The organism is Streptomyces sp. NPDC005805 (assembly GCF_040630445.1).
Taxonomy (GTDB): domain Bacteria; phylum Actinomycetota; class Actinomycetes; order Streptomycetales; family Streptomycetaceae; genus Streptomyces.
The window spans coordinates 74,756-90,715 of record NZ_JBEXXN010000005.1; the positions used below are offsets into that span (position 1 = coordinate 74,756).

The 15,960-nt window shown below is 73.7% G+C and carries 15 protein-coding genes; 9 read left to right on the forward strand and 6 right to left on the reverse strand.

Features of this window, described 5'->3' with window-relative positions; all coding sequences use genetic code 11:
- Positions 1-15 precede the first annotated feature (15 nt).
- The 3 genes from ABZ457_RS04880 to ABZ457_RS04890 all read right to left on the reverse strand — a co-directional run bounded on the left by ABZ457_RS04880 (position 16) and on the right by ABZ457_RS04890 (position 3,276).
- The gene (locus tag ABZ457_RS04880; RefSeq protein WP_359153912.1) at positions 16-816 is read right to left on the reverse strand and encodes an enoyl-CoA hydratase-related protein; all 801 of its coding nucleotides are present in this window, start codon (positions 814-816) and stop codon (positions 16-18) included.
- Between the two features lie 167 nt (positions 817-983).
- Entirely contained in the window at positions 984-2,195 is a 1,212-nt protein-coding gene (locus ABZ457_RS04885; RefSeq protein WP_359153914.1) for an adenylate/guanylate cyclase domain-containing protein, read from the reverse strand.
- A 211-nt stretch (positions 2,196-2,406) separates the two neighbouring features.
- Positions 2,407-3,276 (reverse strand): biotin--[acetyl-CoA-carboxylase] ligase, encoded by an 870-nt coding sequence (locus tag ABZ457_RS04890; protein ID WP_359153916.1) that lies wholly within the window; start codon positions 3,274-3,276, stop codon positions 2,407-2,409.
- 147 nt (positions 3,277-3,423) lie between these two features.
- On the opposite strand from ABZ457_RS04890, the gene ABZ457_RS04895 reads away from it, so the two are divergent.
- The 4 genes from ABZ457_RS04895 to ABZ457_RS04910 all read left to right on the forward strand — a co-directional run bounded on the left by ABZ457_RS04895 (position 3,424) and on the right by ABZ457_RS04910 (position 6,322).
- Positions 3,424-5,013 (forward strand): acyl-CoA carboxylase subunit beta, encoded by a 1,590-nt coding sequence (locus ABZ457_RS04895; RefSeq protein WP_359153918.1) that lies wholly within the window; start codon positions 3,424-3,426, stop codon positions 5,011-5,013.
- 52 nt (positions 5,014-5,065) lie between these two features.
- Positions 5,066-5,275 carry an acyl-CoA carboxylase subunit epsilon gene (locus ABZ457_RS04900; protein WP_359153920.1) on the forward strand — a complete coding sequence of 70 codons (210 nt, stop codon included), beginning with the start codon at positions 5,066-5,068 and terminating at the stop codon, positions 5,273-5,275.
- Positions 5,276-5,425: 150 nt separating this feature from the next.
- Complete coding sequence (locus ABZ457_RS04905; protein WP_018847286.1) at positions 5,426-5,554, forward strand: hypothetical protein; 129 nt, start codon at positions 5,426-5,428, stop codon at positions 5,552-5,554.
- 177 nt (positions 5,555-5,731) lie between these two features.
- Complete coding sequence (locus ABZ457_RS04910; RefSeq protein WP_359153923.1) at positions 5,732-6,322, forward strand: nucleoside triphosphate pyrophosphatase; 591 nt, start codon at positions 5,732-5,734, stop codon at positions 6,320-6,322.
- A 25-nt stretch (positions 6,323-6,347) separates the two neighbouring features.
- On the opposite strand, the gene ABZ457_RS04915 is transcribed toward ABZ457_RS04910, so the two are convergent.
- Positions 6,348-6,806, reverse strand: coding sequence for a hypothetical protein (locus ABZ457_RS04915; protein ID WP_359154096.1), 459 nt, complete (start codon positions 6,804-6,806; stop codon positions 6,348-6,350).
- Between the two features lie 369 nt (positions 6,807-7,175).
- Here ABZ457_RS04915 and ABZ457_RS04920 point away from each other — a divergent pair, with 369 nt between their 5' ends.
- Positions 7,176-8,927: a biotin carboxylase N-terminal domain-containing protein gene (locus ABZ457_RS04920; RefSeq protein WP_359153925.1), complete on the forward strand. Its 1,752-nt coding sequence runs from the start codon at positions 7,176-7,178 to the stop codon at positions 8,925-8,927.
- 155 nt (positions 8,928-9,082) lie between these two features.
- Positions 9,083-9,637, forward strand: coding sequence for a helix-turn-helix domain-containing protein (locus ABZ457_RS04925; protein ID WP_359154098.1), 555 nt, complete (start codon positions 9,083-9,085; stop codon positions 9,635-9,637).
- 82 nt (positions 9,638-9,719) lie between these two features.
- Here the strand turns inward: ABZ457_RS04925 and ABZ457_RS04930 are convergent, their stop codons facing one another.
- Together ABZ457_RS04930 and ABZ457_RS04935 are read right to left on the reverse strand one after the other, a co-directional pair.
- Positions 9,720-10,655, reverse strand: a complete 936-nt coding sequence (locus ABZ457_RS04930) for a DeoR/GlpR family DNA-binding transcription regulator (protein WP_359153927.1) — start codon at positions 10,653-10,655, stop codon at positions 9,720-9,722.
- Positions 10,656-10,839: 184 nt separating this feature from the next.
- Positions 10,840-12,279, reverse strand: a complete 1,440-nt coding sequence (locus ABZ457_RS04935; protein ID WP_359153929.1) for an NAD(P)H-quinone dehydrogenase — start codon at positions 12,277-12,279, stop codon at positions 10,840-10,842.
- 212 nt (positions 12,280-12,491) lie between these two features.
- On the opposite strand from ABZ457_RS04935, the gene ABZ457_RS04940 reads away from it, so the two are divergent.
- From ABZ457_RS04940 to ABZ457_RS04950, 3 genes are all read left to right on the forward strand, one after another.
- The gene (locus tag ABZ457_RS04940; protein WP_359153931.1) at positions 12,492-12,929 is read left to right on the forward strand and encodes a gamma-glutamylcyclotransferase; all 438 of its coding nucleotides are present in this window, start codon (positions 12,492-12,494) and stop codon (positions 12,927-12,929) included.
- 168 nt (positions 12,930-13,097) lie between these two features.
- Entirely contained in the window at positions 13,098-13,931 is an 834-nt protein-coding gene (locus ABZ457_RS04945) for a purine-nucleoside phosphorylase (RefSeq protein WP_359153933.1), read from the forward strand.
- Positions 13,932-14,067: 136 nt separating this feature from the next.
- Entirely contained in the window at positions 14,068-15,726 is a 1,659-nt protein-coding gene (locus ABZ457_RS04950) for a phospho-sugar mutase (protein WP_359153935.1), read from the forward strand.
- Positions 15,727-15,960 lie beyond the last annotated feature (234 nt).

The following is a 15,960-nucleotide window of genomic DNA, read 5'->3' on the forward strand; positions in this document are numbered from 1 at the left end:
GGTGCCGCCGGTGCGTCACTCCCCCGGCCAGGCCGGCCGCCGCTTCTCGTTGAACGCGGCCACACCCTCGGCCCGGTCGCCGGAGAACGCGGTCGCGCGCCAGGCGGCGTCCTCCACCTCCAGGCCCGCCCGCAGGTCCAGCCCCTGGCCGAGGCGCATCGCCTTCTTCGCGTTGCGCAGCCCGACGGGCGAGTTGACGGCGATCCGGGCGGCGAGCGCCAGCGCCTCGGTGCGGGCGTCCTCCCCGAGGACGTCGACGAGCCCCAGCGCGCGCGCCTCGGCCGCCTCCACCCGGCGGGCCGTGAAGACCAGCTCGGCGGCGCGGGCGGCGCCGACCCGGCGGGGCAGCAACTGTGTGCCGCCGCCGCCCGGGATGACGCCGACCGACACCTCGGGCAGCCCGACGACGGCCGTCGCGTCGGCCACGATCACATCGCAGGAGAGGGCCAGCTCGAAGCCGCCGCCCAGGGCGAAGCCGTGCACCGCCGCCACGGTGGGCATCGGCAGCTCCAGCACCCCGGTGTACGCGCCGCGGGCGGTGGGCCGCTGGCGGACCAGGTCCGCGTCCGAGAAGGAGTTGCGCTCCTTGAGGTCCGCGCCGACACAGAAGGCGCGGTCGTTGCTGGAGGTCAGGACGGTGACCCGGACCTCCCGGTCGGCGGCGAGGGCGGCGCAGGCCGCGCCGATCGAGGCGGCCATCTCCGTGGAGACCGCGTTCATCGCCTTCGGCCGGTCGAGGACGAGCTCGGCGACATGCCCCTGCTCGTGCCTGCGCACCGCGACGAACTCCCCGAACCTCTGCTCGGACTCCGGCATGACGGCCCACCCTCCCGGTTAACGCTGGTTCACATCCACCGGGATCATAGGCCCAGGGAGCGCCGGGGCGGCAGGGGACGGCGGGACGGCAGGGCGGCAGGGGCGCGCGGGAACAGCGGGGCCTCGGAGGAAACGCCCACGCGCGGTCAGGGCGTAGTCAGAGGCGCTCAGGGCGCGGCCGGGCGGCGGCCCAGGAGCCACGGCTCCACCACGCCGAGACCGCGCACCGGGCGCTGCCACATCGGCTGGAGGCCGTACCGGTAGGGCGAGGGCTCGTCGCTCTCCTTCTCCGCCGCGGCGGCCTCCGTCTCCGACTCCGGCGCGTCCCCGGTCCGCACCAGTTCCTCGGCGAAGGCGCCGTCGACCAAGACCGCGTCCTTGGGCGCTATCGAGGTGAGCCGGCTCGCCAGGTTCACGGTGGTGCCGAACACGTCGCCCATCCGGGTCGTCACCGTGCCGAAGGCGATGCCCACCCGCAGCGCGGGCATGGTCTCGTCCTCGGACATGGCGTCGATGAGGCGCAGCGCGATCTCGGCGGCCGTGCGGGCGTCGTCCGCCGCGTACAGGACCTCGTCGCCGAGCGTCTTGATCAGCCGGCCGCCGTGCGCGGCGACCAGGTCGGCGCAGGTGGTCTCGAAGGACTCGACGAGTTCGCCGAGTTCCTCCTCCTCCAGGCGGCGGGTGAGCCGGGTGAAGCCGACCAGGTCGGCGAAGCCGACGGCGAGCCGGCGGTCCACCATCTCCTCGTCGTCCGCGGCCTGGACGACCCGGCCGGTCGCGGCCGCGAGCTGCCGCCGCCACACATAGACCAGGAACTCCTCCAGCTCGGGCAGGAGCAGCTCGACCAGCGGATAGGTGACCTCGGTCCGGGTCATCCCCGGCTCCGGGGGCTCGGTGAGGCCCTCCAGGAAGGAGTCGATCTGCCATTCGGCCAGCCGGGCGGTGGTCTGCCCGGTGGAGCGGGCCACCTGGATCGCCATCGGCTCGCTGAGCAGCCCCGCCTCCACCAGACCGGCGAGGCGGCGCAGGGCGAGGACGTCCGCCTCGGTGAGCGCCTTGGCCTGGCCGATGTCCGCGAAGCCCATGGCCCGCCAGAAGCGGGAGGCCAGCTCCATGGAGACGCCCGCGGTACGGGCGGCCTGGAAGGGGGTGTAGCGGCGTTCGGCGCCGAGGATGAGCTGTTCGAGCCGGATGGCCAGGGGGTCGTCGGACGGCTCCGCCGTGTGGTCGACCTCGCGGTGCGGGGGGTGGACGGCTCCGGGGCCGTTCTGGCCCGCGCCGCTCCCGGAGGCGGCCGGGCCCGCGGTGCCGGAGGAGCCGGACGAGGAGTCCGACGGCGGCTGCTCGCCCGCGCCGGAAGTGGTGTCGTCGACGGTCACCAGCCGCCTCCTGCCCGTTCCCTGCGCACGTACCTGCCGATCTGTCGCTCGATCGCCTCAACGATACGGCAGGTGTGCCCCAGCTCACGTCCCGGCGGCGGACCCGCACGAACGGAATCCGCCGCACCGCCCGCACCGGCCCGGGCGCGGACACGAGCCGGGCCCGGGCCGGTGCCCGGGGCGCACCCGGGCCCGGACGCCCACCCCCGTCTCAGTCCGCCGGGCGCAGATGGACGATGTCGCCCGCCGAGACCGCCGTGCGCTCCCCGTCACCCGTGGTGACCACGAGCCGGCCGTCGCCGTCGATCGCCGCGGCCTCGCCCGTCAGCGCCTTCCCGCCGGGCAGCTCGGCGCGCACCTCGCGGCCGAGGGTCGCGCAGCCCGCCGCGTACGCCGCCTGGAGCCCGCAGGCCCCCGCGTCGCCGCCCGCCGCGCGCCAGTCGCCGTACCACTGCTCCAGGGAACGCAGCACGGCCCGCAGCAGGGGGTCGCGGTCGGTGGAGACGGCGTTCGCGAGGCCCAGGGAGCCGGCCGTGGGGACGGGCAGCTCACCGGCGTCGAGCGAGACGTTGACGCCCAGGCCGAGGACAACCGCGTCGTCCCCGGCGCGCTCGGCGAGGATGCCGCCGGTCTTGCGCTCCTCGCCGTCCACGGTCACCAGGAGGTCATTGGGCCATTTGAGGGACAGATCGGTGCCGGCGGCGCGGGCGAGGCCGGTCGCGGCGGCCACGCCGCCCAGCAGCGGGAGCCAGCCCCAGCGCTCCGGCGGGATCTGAGGCCCGGGGCGCAGCAGCACCGACAGGAAGATGCCGGAGCGCGGCGGCGCGGTCCAGGAGCGGTCCAGCCGGCCCCGGCCCGCGGTCTGCTCCTCGGCGACCAGCACGGCCCCCTCGGGCAGGTCCCCGGCCCGCTCGGCCAGGTCGGAGTTGGTGGACCCCACGCTCGGCAGGACGTCCAGGGAGGTCCACAGGCCCCCCGGGACGAGGAGGGCGCGCCGCAGCGCGGCCACGTTCAGCGGGGGTCGGTCGAGGTCGGACCAGCGGCTTGCGGAGGCCCCGTCGGGCGCATTCTCGTGCGTCATGCAAGCCAGGTTAGGTGTGGCAAACGCCGCACTGCCGAACGGTATCCGCGCCGATACGCTACGAGTCAGTAGCACCGGAACCAGCCCGGAAGCCGATCACCCGTTTCCGTACCCGTCCCCCGTGACCAGTCAGGGAGCCGCATCCCGATGTCCGAGCCGGAAGCAATCGACATCCACACCACCGCGGGCAAGATCGCGGATCTTCAGCGCCGGATCGACGAGGCGACGCACGCCGGCTCCGCACGCGCCGTGGAAAAGCAGCACGCCAAGGGCAAGTTGACCGCGCGGGAGCGGATCGACCTGCTGCTGGACGAGGACTCCTTCGTGGAGCTGGACGAGTTCGCCCGGCACCGGTCGACCAACTTCGGCCTGGAGAGGACCCGGCCCTACGGGGACGGCGTGGTCACCGGCTACGGCACGGTCGACGGCCGTCCGGTGGCCGTGTTCTCGCAGGACTTCACCGTCTTCGGCGGCGCCCTCGGCGAGGTGTTCGGACAGAAGATCATCAAGGTGATGGACTTCGCCCTGAAGACCGGCTGCCCGGTCGTCGGCATCAACGACTCCGGCGGCGCGCGCATCCAGGAGGGCGTGAGCGCGCTCGGCATGTACGGCGAGATCTTCCGCCGCAACGCGCACGCCTCGGGCGTGATCCCGCAGATCTCCCTGGTCGTCGGCCCCTGCGCGGGCGGCGCGGTCTACTCCCCCGCGATCACCGACTTCACGGTGATGGTCGACCAGACCTCGCACATGTTCATCACCGGCCCGGACGTCATCAAGACCGTCACCGGCGAGGACGTCGGCTTCGAGGAGCTGGGCGGCGCGCGCACCCACAACACCACCTCGGGCGTGGCGCACCACATGGCGGGCGACGAGAAGGACGCCATCGAGTACGTCAAGTCCCTGCTGTCGTACCTGCCGTCGAACAACCTCTCCGAGCCGCCGTCCTTCCCGGAGTCCGCGGACACCGCGGTCAACGACGAGGACCGCGAGCTGGACACGCTGATCCCGGACTCGGCGAACCAGCCCTACGACATCCGCACGGTGATCGAACACGTCCTGGACGAGGGCGAGTTCCTGGAGACCCAGGCGATGTTCGCGCCGAACATCGTGACCGGCTTCGGCCGGGTGGAGGGCTTCCCGGTCGGCATCGTCGCCAACCAGCCGATGCAGTTCGCGGGCTGCCTGGACATCAACGCCTCGGAGAAGGCGGCGCGTTTCGTGCGCACCTGCGACGCGTTCAACGTCCCGGTGATCACCTTCGTGGACGTGCCCGGCTTCCTCCCGGGCGTCGACCAGGAGTACGGCGGCATCATCCGGCGCGGCGCCAAGCTGATCTACGCGTACGCCGAGGCGACCGTCCCGCTGATCACGGTCATCACCCGCAAGGCGTTCGGCGGCGCGTACGACGTGATGGGCTCCAAGCACCTGGGCGCCGACCTCAACCTGGCCTGGCCCACGGCCCAGATCGCGGTCATGGGCGCGCAGGGCGCGGTGAACATCCTGCACCGCCGCACCATCGCGGAGACCCCCGCCGAGGAGCAGGAGGAGGTGCGGGCGCGGCTGATCCAGGAGTACGAGGACGCCCTCCTCAACCCGTACACCGCGGCCGAGCGCGGCTACATCGACGCGGTGGTCATGCCGTCCGAGACCCGCGCCCACATCGTGAAGGGCCTGCGGCAGCTGCGCACCAAGCGGGAGAGCCTGCCCCCGAAGAAGCACGGCAACATCCCGCTCTGACGGTCCGACGGCGAGGGCCCGATCCGAACGACGGGCCCCGGGAGGCAATCCGATGATCAAGGTCGTACGAGGCAACCCCACCCCGGAGGAGCTGGCCGCCGCCGTCGCGGTCGTCCAGGCCCGTGCCGCGGCGGGCGCGCAGGCCGCCGCGGGCACGTCCGAGGCCGTGCCCGAGGGCTGGTCGGACCCGGCGCGCATCGCCCGCAGCCGCCGGCCGATGCCGGGGCCGCGGTCCTGGGTGCGCAGCTACTGGCCGTCCTGACGGGTGGCGCGCGAAGCGTGGGTGAGGGGCCGGTCCCGGTCGGGACCGGCCCCTCACCGTATGCGGTCCCTCGCGGTGTGCCGGGGGCCACGGGGAGGTTGAGTACGCGTACTCAGGCGGGACGGCGGCGCGACCCGCAGGATCGAAGGCATGCTGTGGTCCGACCCGGAGAACGAGCCGCCCGAGGAACTGCGCGCCATGCAGGCGATGCTGCGCCGCGCGGGTGTGCTGCTGGCGCTGGCGATGCTCGTCGCGATGCTGGCGGCGGGCCTGCGCTGACCCGGCCGGGCTCCCGGCCCCGGGCCCGCCCGCGTCCGCCCCTCGCTCGCCCGGGCTCCGGGCCCGTCGTGTACGTGTGAGCCCGGCCCTCGGGCCTGTCCCGGTCCGGTCCCGCCCGCGCGTTGATCGCCCCCGGGCCCGTGCCGACGCCCGGCGGGCCGCCCGTAGCATGACCGCATGCGTCTCGTCCTCGCCTCCGCGTCGCCCGCCCGCCTCGGTCTGCTGAAGCAGGCCGGACTCGATCCCCATGTCGTCGTCAGCGGGGTCGACGAGGACGCGATCGAGGCGCCCACCCCCGCCGAACTGGCCCTCGTCCTCGCCGAGGCCAAGGCCGACGCCGTCGCCGCCCGCCCGGAGGCGGCCGGGGCCCTGCTGGTCGCCTGCGACTCCGTCCTCGAACTGGACGGCGCGGCCTACGGGAAGCCCGCCGACGCCGAGGAGGCCACCGCCCGCTGGAAGGCGATGCGCGGGCGGGACGGGGTGCTGCGGACCGGGCACTGCGTGATCGACACCGTGACCGGCCGGCGCGCCTCGGCGACCGCGTCGACCACCGTGCGCTTCGGGGAGCCGACGGACGCGGAGATCGCCGCGTACGTCGCCAGCGGTGAACCGCTGCATGTGGCCGGGGCGTTCACTCTGGACGGGCGGTCCGCGCCGTTCGTCGACTCGATCGACGGCGACCACGGCAATGTCATCGGCCTCTCGCTGCCCCTGCTGCGCAGGCTGCTCGCGGAGACCGGCCACTCGATCACCGACTTCTGGACCTGACCGGCCCGGTGGCTCACGTCATGGCTCAGGCGGTGGCCGGACCCGCCGCCGGGCCCGTCTCCACGGCGTCGGCCGGTTCGGCGGGCTCCGCGGGCACCCGCGGCCCGTAGGCCACCAGCGGCAGCACGACCAGCGCCAGCACCACCATCATCGCGGCGAACGCCGACCAGCCGACCAGACCCACCGTCAGTGCGCCCAGCACCCCGTGCACCACCGCGCAGACGACGAGGAGGATCCGGCCGAAGCGCCCGGGCGCCCGGTCGCGTATGCCCATCGGGAGCAGCACCGCCGCGCACCCCGCGAGGAACAGCCCGGAGCCGATGCCCAGGCCCCAGGTCGCGTCGGCCATGAGCGCCGGGTCCAGCCCGTCGAGGGACATGTTCTGGCCCGTCACGAACCTCGCCATGATGCCGTTGAGCACCACGATCCCGACGGCCTCCGCCAGCAGGACGAGCGCCGCCACCACGGCCACCGTTCTGCGCACCACGGCGCCCCACCCCCTGTCTTCGGACCCTGCCACCGGACGTACGTACGACAGCCCGCACGCTACTGACCGGTAAACGCCGGGACAAGAGGCGCGGCACTCCCGGAGTCGGGGCAAAGAATCAGGGGTCCGTTCGTAGGGACTCCACAAAGAAACGCACGAGCGAGGTGGCCCGGCGGACAGAGACCTTGACCACACCGGAGGGTTACTGTGCGAGGGGAGATGCCGTCGTACCTTGGTGCGACAAGGGATTTCACGATCGAGCGAGCCTCGAATCACGCTCCGTGTGGGCAAGCTCACCATTGGGGACGGGTCGATAGGCCGTGTCGGCAGTCCCTAAACTCAGCTTGTTTCAAGGAGGGAGCCATCGTGCGCAAGGTGCTCATCGCCAACCGTGGCGAAATCGCTGTCCGCGTCGCCCGGGCCTGCCGGGACGCCGGCATCGCCAGTGTCGCCGTCTACGCGGATCCGGACCGGGACGCTCTGCATGTCCGCGCGGCGGACGAGGCGTTCGCCCTGGGCGGTGACACCCCGGCCGCCAGTTACCTGGACATGGCCAAGGTGCTCCAGGCCGCGGCCGACTCCGGAGCGGACGCGATCCACCCCGGTTACGGCTTCCTGTCCGAGAACGCGGAGTTCGCGCAGGCCGTCCTCGACGCCGGCCTGACCTGGATCGGCCCGCCGCCGCAGGCCATCCGGGACCTCGGTGACAAGGTCGCCGCCCGGCACATCGCCCAGCGCGCGGGCGCCCCCCTGGTCGCGGGCACCCCCGACCCGGTCTCCGGCGCCGACGAGGTCGTCGCCTTCGCGAAGGAGCACGGCCTCCCCATCGCGATCAAGGCCGCCTTCGGCGGCGGCGGCCGCGGTCTGAAGGTCGCCCGCACCCTCGAAGAGGTCCCCGAGCTGTACGACTCCGCGGTGCGCGAGGCGGTCGCCGCTTTCGGCCGCGGCGAGTGCTTCGTCGAGCGCTACCTCGACAAGCCCCGGCACGTGGAGACCCAGTGCCTGGCCGACACCCACGGCAACGTGGTCGTCGTCTCCACCCGTGACTGCTCCCTCCAGCGCCGTCACCAGAAGCTCGTCGAGGAGGCCCCGGCGCCGTTCCTGACGGACGAGCAGAACGCCGAGCTGTACCGGGCGTCGAAGGCCATCCTGAAGGAGGCCGGCTACGTCGGCGCCGGCACGGTGGAGTTCCTGGTCGGTCTGGACGGCACGATCTCCTTCCTGGAGGTCAACACCCGCCTCCAGGTCGAGCACCCGGTGACCGAGGAGGTCACCGGCATCGACCTGGTGCGCGAGATGTTCCGCGTCGCGGACGGCGAGGCGCTGGGTTACGACGACCCGCCGGTGCGCGGTCACTCCTTCGAGTTCCGTATCAACGGCGAGGACCCGGGCCGCAACTTCCTGCCCGCCCCCGGCACGGTCACCTCCTTCCGCCCGCCGACCGGCCCGGGTGTCCGTCTGGACGCCGGTGTCGAGTCCGGCTCGGTGATCGGCCCGGCGTGGGACTCCCTGCTGGCCAAGCTGATCGTCACCGGCGCCACCCGTGAGCAGGCCCTCCAGCGGGCCGCCCGCGCGCTCGCCGAGTTCGAGGTGGAGGGCATGGCCACGGCCATCCCCTTCCACCGCGCCGTCGTGGTGGACCCGGCCTTCACCGCCGACCCGTTCCGCGTCCACACCCGCTGGATCGAGACGGAGTTCGTCAACGAGATCAAGCCGTTCACCGTCCCCGGTGAGGCGGACGAGGACGAGTCGGGCCGCGAGACGATCGTCGTCGAGGTCGGCGGCAAGCGCCTGGAGGTCTCGCTGCCGTCCTCCCTCGGGATGACCCTCGCGCGCACCGGGCTGGCCGCCGGCGCCAAGCCGAAGCGCCGGGCCGCGAAGAAGTCCGCGTCGGCCGCCTCCGGCGACACCCTGGCGTCCCCGATGCAGGGCACGATCGTCAAGGTCGCCGTCGAGGAGGGCCAGGAGGTCAAGGAGGGCGACCTGGTCGTCGTCCTGGAGGCCATGAAGATGGAGCAGCCGCTCAACGCGCACCGCTCCGGCACGGTCAAGGGCCTCTCCGCCGAGGTCGGCGCCTCGCTCACGGCCGGTGCGACGATCTGCGAGATCAAGGACTGACCCGTCCCGCCCCGGCGTTCGCACGTCCCGAGGGCCCCGGCCGACCGACCGGCCGGGGCCCTCGGGCGTTTCCGCGGCACCGGTACGCCCCTCGGGCACGGCGGCCATCCGGCATCCTGGACGGCGTGACCGAGACCAGCCCCCTGCCCCGGCCCATGCGAGCCGACGCGCGCCGCAACTACGAGCGGCTGCTCACCGAGGCGCGCGCCGTGTTCGCCGCGCAGGGCACCGACGCGTCCCTGGAGGAGATCGCCCGCCGCTCGGGCGTGGGCATCGGGACGCTGTACCGGCACTTCCCCACCCGCCAGGCGATGCTGAGCGCCGTCTTCCAGGAGGCGCTGGCCGCGCTCCTGGACCGCTCACGGGAACTCGCCGACGCTGAGGAGCCGTGCACCGCCCTCGTGGAGTGGCTGCGCGCGCTGATCCGGCACGCGGGCGAGTACCGGGGGCTGACCTGGGCGCTGATGTCCGCCGCCGGCACGGAGGGCACCGGTTCGGCGATGACCTCGTGCAGCGTGCCGCTGCGTGTGGCGGGCGAGCGGCTGCTGCGCCGCGCGCAGGAGAGCGGTGCGGTGCGGGCGGACGTCGAGATCGGCGACCTGATGCAGCTCACCAACGCGATCGCCCTGGCGGCCGAACAGACCCCGTCCGACACGGAGTTGGCCGACCGCCTGCTGAGACTGACCCTCCGGGGCCTCAAGAGCCCCTGAGGGGCTCGGAGCCCCGCGCGGACGGAGCACTCTGCCCGGGCCCGCGCGCAACGCACCCCGCCTGACCGGCCCCGCCGGGGCGCTACCGGCGGCGCAGGTCCGCGACGCGCGCCGCCGTGCGCTCCGGCAGCGCCTCCGGGGCCAGTGCCCCGGTGGTGCTGCGCAGCCCGCCCCGGGTGCGGCGCTGCCCCGGGAGGGGTACGTCGTGCCGGGCCGCGCCCCCCGGCGCCGGGGTGTCCGCCCCGGCGACCGCGATCTGCACGCCCTGGTCGGCCAGCGCCTGCAACTCCGTCGCGGCCCGCTCGTCGTGCGGCGGCGGCTCGTCCGTCACCAGGCGCGTGATCACGTCCGTCGGCACGGTCTGGAACATGGTGTCCGTACCGAGCTTGGTGTGATCGGCGAGGACCACGACCTCCGCCGCGGCCTGCACCAGCGCCCGGTCCACGCTCGCCGAGAGCATGTTGGACGTGGACAGGCCCCGCTCGGCCGTGAGCCCGCTCCCGGAGAGGAAGGCCCGCGAGACGCGCAGCCCCTGGAGGGACTGCTCCGCCCCGCTGCCCACCAGCGCGTAGTTGGACCCGCGCAGGGTGCCGCCGGTCATGACGACCTCGACCCGGTTGGCGTGGGCGAGGGCCTGCGCGACCAGCAGGGAGTTGGTGACCACGGTCAGCCCCGGGACGCGCGCGAGCCGGCGGGCCAGCTCCTGCGTGGTCGTCCCGGCGCCGACCACGATGGCCTCGCCCTCTTCGACGAGGCCCGCGGCGAGGTCGGCGATGGCCGTCTTCTCCGCGGTGGCGGACAGGGATTTCTGCGGGAAGCCGGATTCACGGGTGAACCCGCCCGGCAGTACCGCACCGCCGTGCCGGCGGTCGAGGAGTCCTTCTGCCTCCAGTGCCCGCACGTCCCGCCGTACGGTCACTTCGGAGGTCTGGACGACGCGGGCGAGCTCACGGAGCGACACGGCTCCGTTGGCGCGCACCATTTCGAGGATCAACTGACGACGTTCTGCAGCGAACACGAAACTGACAGTAACCCCACCGCCGCGTCGTTTTCAGCTCTATGCGCTGGATAACGGAAATTGCACGCTTGAGGGGCCGCCAAGTGATATAGACGGCCCCTCAGTTGATCGATTCGGGCGCGGAGTGCCCGGGGTTCGCCGGGTTTCTCCCCCGCTCCGCCCGGTTCGCGCCCCGCCGGGCCGGTCAGCCCTCGCCCAGCCCCTTGCGGGTGTGCAACTGCCGGGCCACCTCGGCGATCGAGCCCGACAGAGACGGGTACACGGTGAACGCGTTCGCGATCTGTTCCACCGTCAGGTTGTTGTCGACCGCGATCGAGATGGGGTGGATCAGCTCCGAGGCGCGCGGCGAGACGACCACACCGCCGACCACGATCCCGGTGCCCGGACGGCAGAAGATCTTGACGAAGCCGTCCCGGATGCCCTGCATCTTGGCGCGGGGGTTGCGCAGCAGCGGCAGCTTGACGGCCCGGGCGTCGATCTTGCCCGCGTCCACGTCCGCCTGGGTGTAGCCGACCGTCGCGATCTCCGGGTCGGTGAACACGTTCGCGGAGACCGTCTTGAGGTTCAGCGGGGTCACCGCGTCGCCGAGGAAGTGGTACATCGCGATCCGGCCCTGCATGGCCGCGACCGAGGCGAGCGCGAAGACGCCGGTGACGTCACCGGCCGCGTAGACGCCGGGGGCGGTGGTGCGGGAGACCTTGTCCGTCCAGATGTGGCCCGAGTCCCGCAGCCGGACCCCGGCCTCCTCCAGGCCCATGCCCGCCGTGTTCGGGACGGCGCCGACCGCCATCAGGCAGTGCGTGCCGGAGATGACCCGGCCGTCGGCGAGGGTGACCTCGACCCGGTCGCCGACCCGCTTGGCGGACTGGGCACGGGAGCGGGCCATCACGTTCATCCCGCGCCGGCGGAACACGTCCTCCAGCACGGCGGCCGCGTCCGGGTCCTCGCCGGGCAGCACCCGGTCGCGCGAGGAGACCAGGGTGACCCGGGAGCCCAGCGCCTGGTAGGCGCCGGCGAACTCGGCGCCCGTGACACCGGAGCCGACCACGATGAGCTCCTCGGGGAGCTCGGTCAGGTCGTAGACCTGGGTCCAGTTGAGGATGCGCTCGCCGTCCGGCAGCGCGTCCGGGATCTCACGAGGGTGGCCGCCGGTCGCGACCAGCACCGCGTCCGCCGTCAGCCGCTCCTCGCTGCCGTCGGCGGCCCGCACCACGACCGTGCGGGAGCCGTCCGTGTCCTGCTGGCCCTCCAGCCGGCCGCGGCCGCGCATCACCCGCGCGCCGGCCCGGGTCACGGCGGCCGTGATGTCGTGCGACTGGGCGAGCGCGAGGCGCTTCACCCGCCGGTTGACCTTGCCGAGGTCCACGCCGACGACCCGGGCGGCCTGCTCGATGTGGGGGGTGTCGTCGGCCACGATGATGCCCAGCTCCTCGTAGGAGGAGTCGAAGGTCGTCATCACCTCGGCGGTGGCGATCAGGGTCTTCGACGGCACGCAGTCGGTGAGCACCGACGCCCCGCCCAGACCGTCGCAGTCGACGACGGTCACCTCCGCGCCGAGCTGGGCGGCCACGAGCGCCGCCTCGTAGCCGCCGGGTCCGCCACCGATGATCACGATCCGGGTCACGAAAAAGTCCGCCTCGCATTGTCGTTCCCGGCCCGCCTGCCCGCTCTGCCGGGGATCCGGGGAAGCCCCGGGAGGAATGCAGTACGTACTTCATTCTCCCGCACCACGGGCGGTCCCTCGCCCCCGGGGCTCCGAACCGCGCCCGAGGTGCGGGGGCCGGGCGGCACCGGCGTGTCGTCCGCCCCTCCGCGCGCTCCCGTACCCTCGATCCCATGTCGCTCTACGCCGCGTACGCCGGCAACCTCGACGCGCGGCTGATGACCCGCCGCGCACCGCACTCACCGCTGCGCAGCACCGGCTGGCTGAACGGCTGGCGGCTGACCTTCGGCGGCGAGCAGATGGGCTGGGAGGGCGCCCTGGCCACCATCGTGGAGGCACCCCGCTCCCAGGTCTTCGTGGCGCTGTACGACATCGCGCCGATGGACGAGGACTCCATGGACCGCTGGGAGGGCGTCGGCCTGGACATCTACCGCCGGATGCGGGTCCGGGTGGACACCCTGGACGGCGAGGAGCCGGCCTGGGTCTACGTCCTCAACGCGTACGAGGGCGGTCTGCCGTCCGCCCGCTATCTGGGCGAGATCGCGGACGCGGCGGAGTCGGCGGGGGCGCCGCACGACTATGTGATGGAGCTGCGCAAGCGGCCCTGCTGAGGCCCGCGGGCGGCCCCGCCCGGGGCTTCCGGGGCCGTCGGGGCGCGGTGCCGCGCACCCCCGGAGCCCCCTTCGCCGGCCCTTCGTCGGAAACGACAAGACAACGATCCGAAGACCGTGCGCAGCGTCATCTACGCGCGTAGGGCAACACGGGTTACCCTCATCGGCGTGAACGCATCTGTGAATCCGGACCTCCCGGGCGGCGCCCTCGCCGACCCCCATGCCGCGGCCGACGCCGCCGCCTCGCGCCTGCGTGAGCTGACCGGCACCGAGACCCATGACGTCGCGCTGGTCATGGGCTCCGGCTGGGCCCCCGCGGTGGACGCGCTCGGCGCACCCGAGGCGGAGTTCCCCGTCACCGAGCTGCCCGGCTTCCCGCCCCCGGCGGTCGAGGGCCACGGCGGCAAGGTCCGCTCGTACCGCATCGGCGACAAGCGCGCACTCGTCTTCCTGGGCCGCACCCACTTCTACGAGGGCCGCGGCGTGGCCCCCGTCGCCCACGGTGTGCGGACCGCCGTCGCCGCCGGCTGCAAGACGGTCGTCCTGACCAACGGCTGCGGCGGCCTCCGCGAGGGCATGCGCCCCGGCCAGCCGGTCCTGATCAGCGACCACATCAACCTCACCGCCGCCTCCCCGATCGTCGGCGCCAACTTCGTCGACCTCACCGACCTCTACTCGCCGCGGCTGCGCGCGCTCTGCAAGGAGGTGGACGAGACCCTGGAGGAGGGCGTCTACGTCCAGTTCCCCGGCCCGCACTACGAGACCCCGGCCGAGATCACCATGGTCCGCGTGCTGGGCGGCGACCTGGTCGGCATGTCCACGGTCCTGGAGGCCATCGCGGCCCGTGAGGCGGGTGCCGAGGTGCTCGGCATCTCCCTCGTCACCAACCTCGCCGCCGGTCTGTCCGGGGAGCCCCTCAACCACGAGGAGGTCCTCCAGGCCGGCCGTGACTCCGCCGCGCGGATGGGCGAGCTGCTGACCCGGGTGCTGGACCGCATCTGACGGCCGGGGCCGCCCGGCCCCACGGGGGCGGCGGGCGGCGTACCGGCCGCCGCGCCCGTCCCCGCGCCCCTTCCGCGCCCGCGCCGGGGCGCGCACAACCACTCACGAGAGCACGAGCACGAGAGGCGGACCCACCGTGCAGCAGGACCTCATCGCACGGGCCGAGGCATGGCTCGCGGAGGACCCCGACCCCGAGACCCGCGCGGAACTCGCCGCGCTGATCGAGGCACGCGACCTCGACGCGCTCGGCGACCGCTTCGCCGGCACCCTCCAGTTCGGCACCGCGGGCCTGCGCGGCGAGCTGGGCGCGGGCCCGATGCGCATGAACCGGTCCGTGGTCATCCGGGCCGCCGCCGGTCTCGCCGCGTATCTGCGGGCCAAGGGGCAGGGCGACGGGCTCGTCGTCATCGGCTACGACGCCCGCTACAAGTCCGCCGACTTCGCCCGTGACACCGCGGCCGTGATGACCGGCGCCGGGCTGCGCGCCGCGGTCCTGCCGCGTCCGCTGCCGACGCCCGTACTCGCCTTCGCCATAAGGCAGTTGGGCGCGGTCGCCGGGGTCGAGGTCACCGCCAGCCACAACCCGCCCCGGGACAACGGCTACAAGGTCTACCTCGGCGACGGCTCCCAGATCGTGCCGCCCGCCGACACGGAGATCGCCGCGGAGATCGCGGCCGTCGCCCGGCTCGCGGACGTGCCCCTCGCGGAGTCCGGCTGGGAGACCCTGGGCGAGGAGGTCCTCCGGGCGTATCTGGAGCGCACCGACGCGGTCCTCTCCGCGGGGTCCCCGCGCACCGCGCGGGTCGTCTACACGGCGATGCACGGCGTCGGCAAGGACGTGCTGACCGCGGCCTTCGCCCGGGCCGGCTTCCCGCCGCCCGCGCTCGTCGCCGAACAGGCCGACCCGGACCCGGCGTTCCCGACGGTCGCCTTCCCGAACCCGGAGGAGCCGGGCGCGATGGACCTGGCCTTCGAGGCGGCCCGCGCGGTCGTCCCGGACGTCGTCATCGCCAACGACCCCGACGCGGACCGCTGCGCGGTGGCCGTCCCGGACGCCGGCGCCGAGGGCGGCTGGCGCATGCTGCGGGGCGACGAGGTCGGCGCGCTGCTCGCCGCGCACCTGGTGCGCAAGGGCGCGACGGGCGTCTTCGCGGAGTCCATCGTCTCCTCCTCCCTCCTCGGCCGGATCGCCGAGTCGGCGGGCCTCGCCCACGAGGAGACCCTGACCGGCTTCAAGTGGATCGCCCGCGTGGAGGGCCTGCGCTACGGCTACGAGGAGGCCCTCGGCTACTGCGTCGACCCGGACGGCGTCCGCGACAAGGACGGCATCACGGCGGCGCTGCTCGTCGCGGAGCTGGTGTCCGTCCTCAAGGAGGAGGGCCGCACGCTGCTGGACCTCCTCGACGACCTGGCCGTCGAGCACGGGCTGCACGCGACGGACCAGCTCTCGGTCCGGGTCTCGGACCTCTCGGTCATCGCCGACGCGATGCGCACCCTGCGCGAGAAGCCGCCGGTCTCTCTCGGCGGCCTGCGGGTCGCCTCGGCGGAGGACCTCACCGTGGGCTCGGCGTCCCTCCCGCCGACGGACGGCCTGCGCTACCACCTGGACGGCGAGTACGCGGCCCGCGTGATCGTCCGCCCGAGCGGCACCGAGCCCAAGCTCAAGTGCTACCTGGAGGTCGTCGTCCCGGTCCCCGACGCCACCGCCCTCCCCACCGCCCGCACCCGCGCGACCACGGTCCTGACCGCCCTCAAGACCGACCTCGCCTCAGCGGCGGGCCTCCCGGGCGCGTAGCCCTCCCGACGGGCCGGGCCTCGGGGGGCGTTGCCCGTGCGGGGCCCGGTCGGAGAGAGGTCGGCCCTGGGGACGTTGCTTGTGCGGGGCCCGGTCCGGGAGGCCGGCCCCGGTGGCGTTCCGGGGCCTCGGGCACGGGACTGCTCAGTCTCCAGACCTGCGCAACCCACCTTCCGCACCCCGCTCTACGTCCCGCACCCGACCCCCTCCACGCCCCCGGCCCCACGATCACGG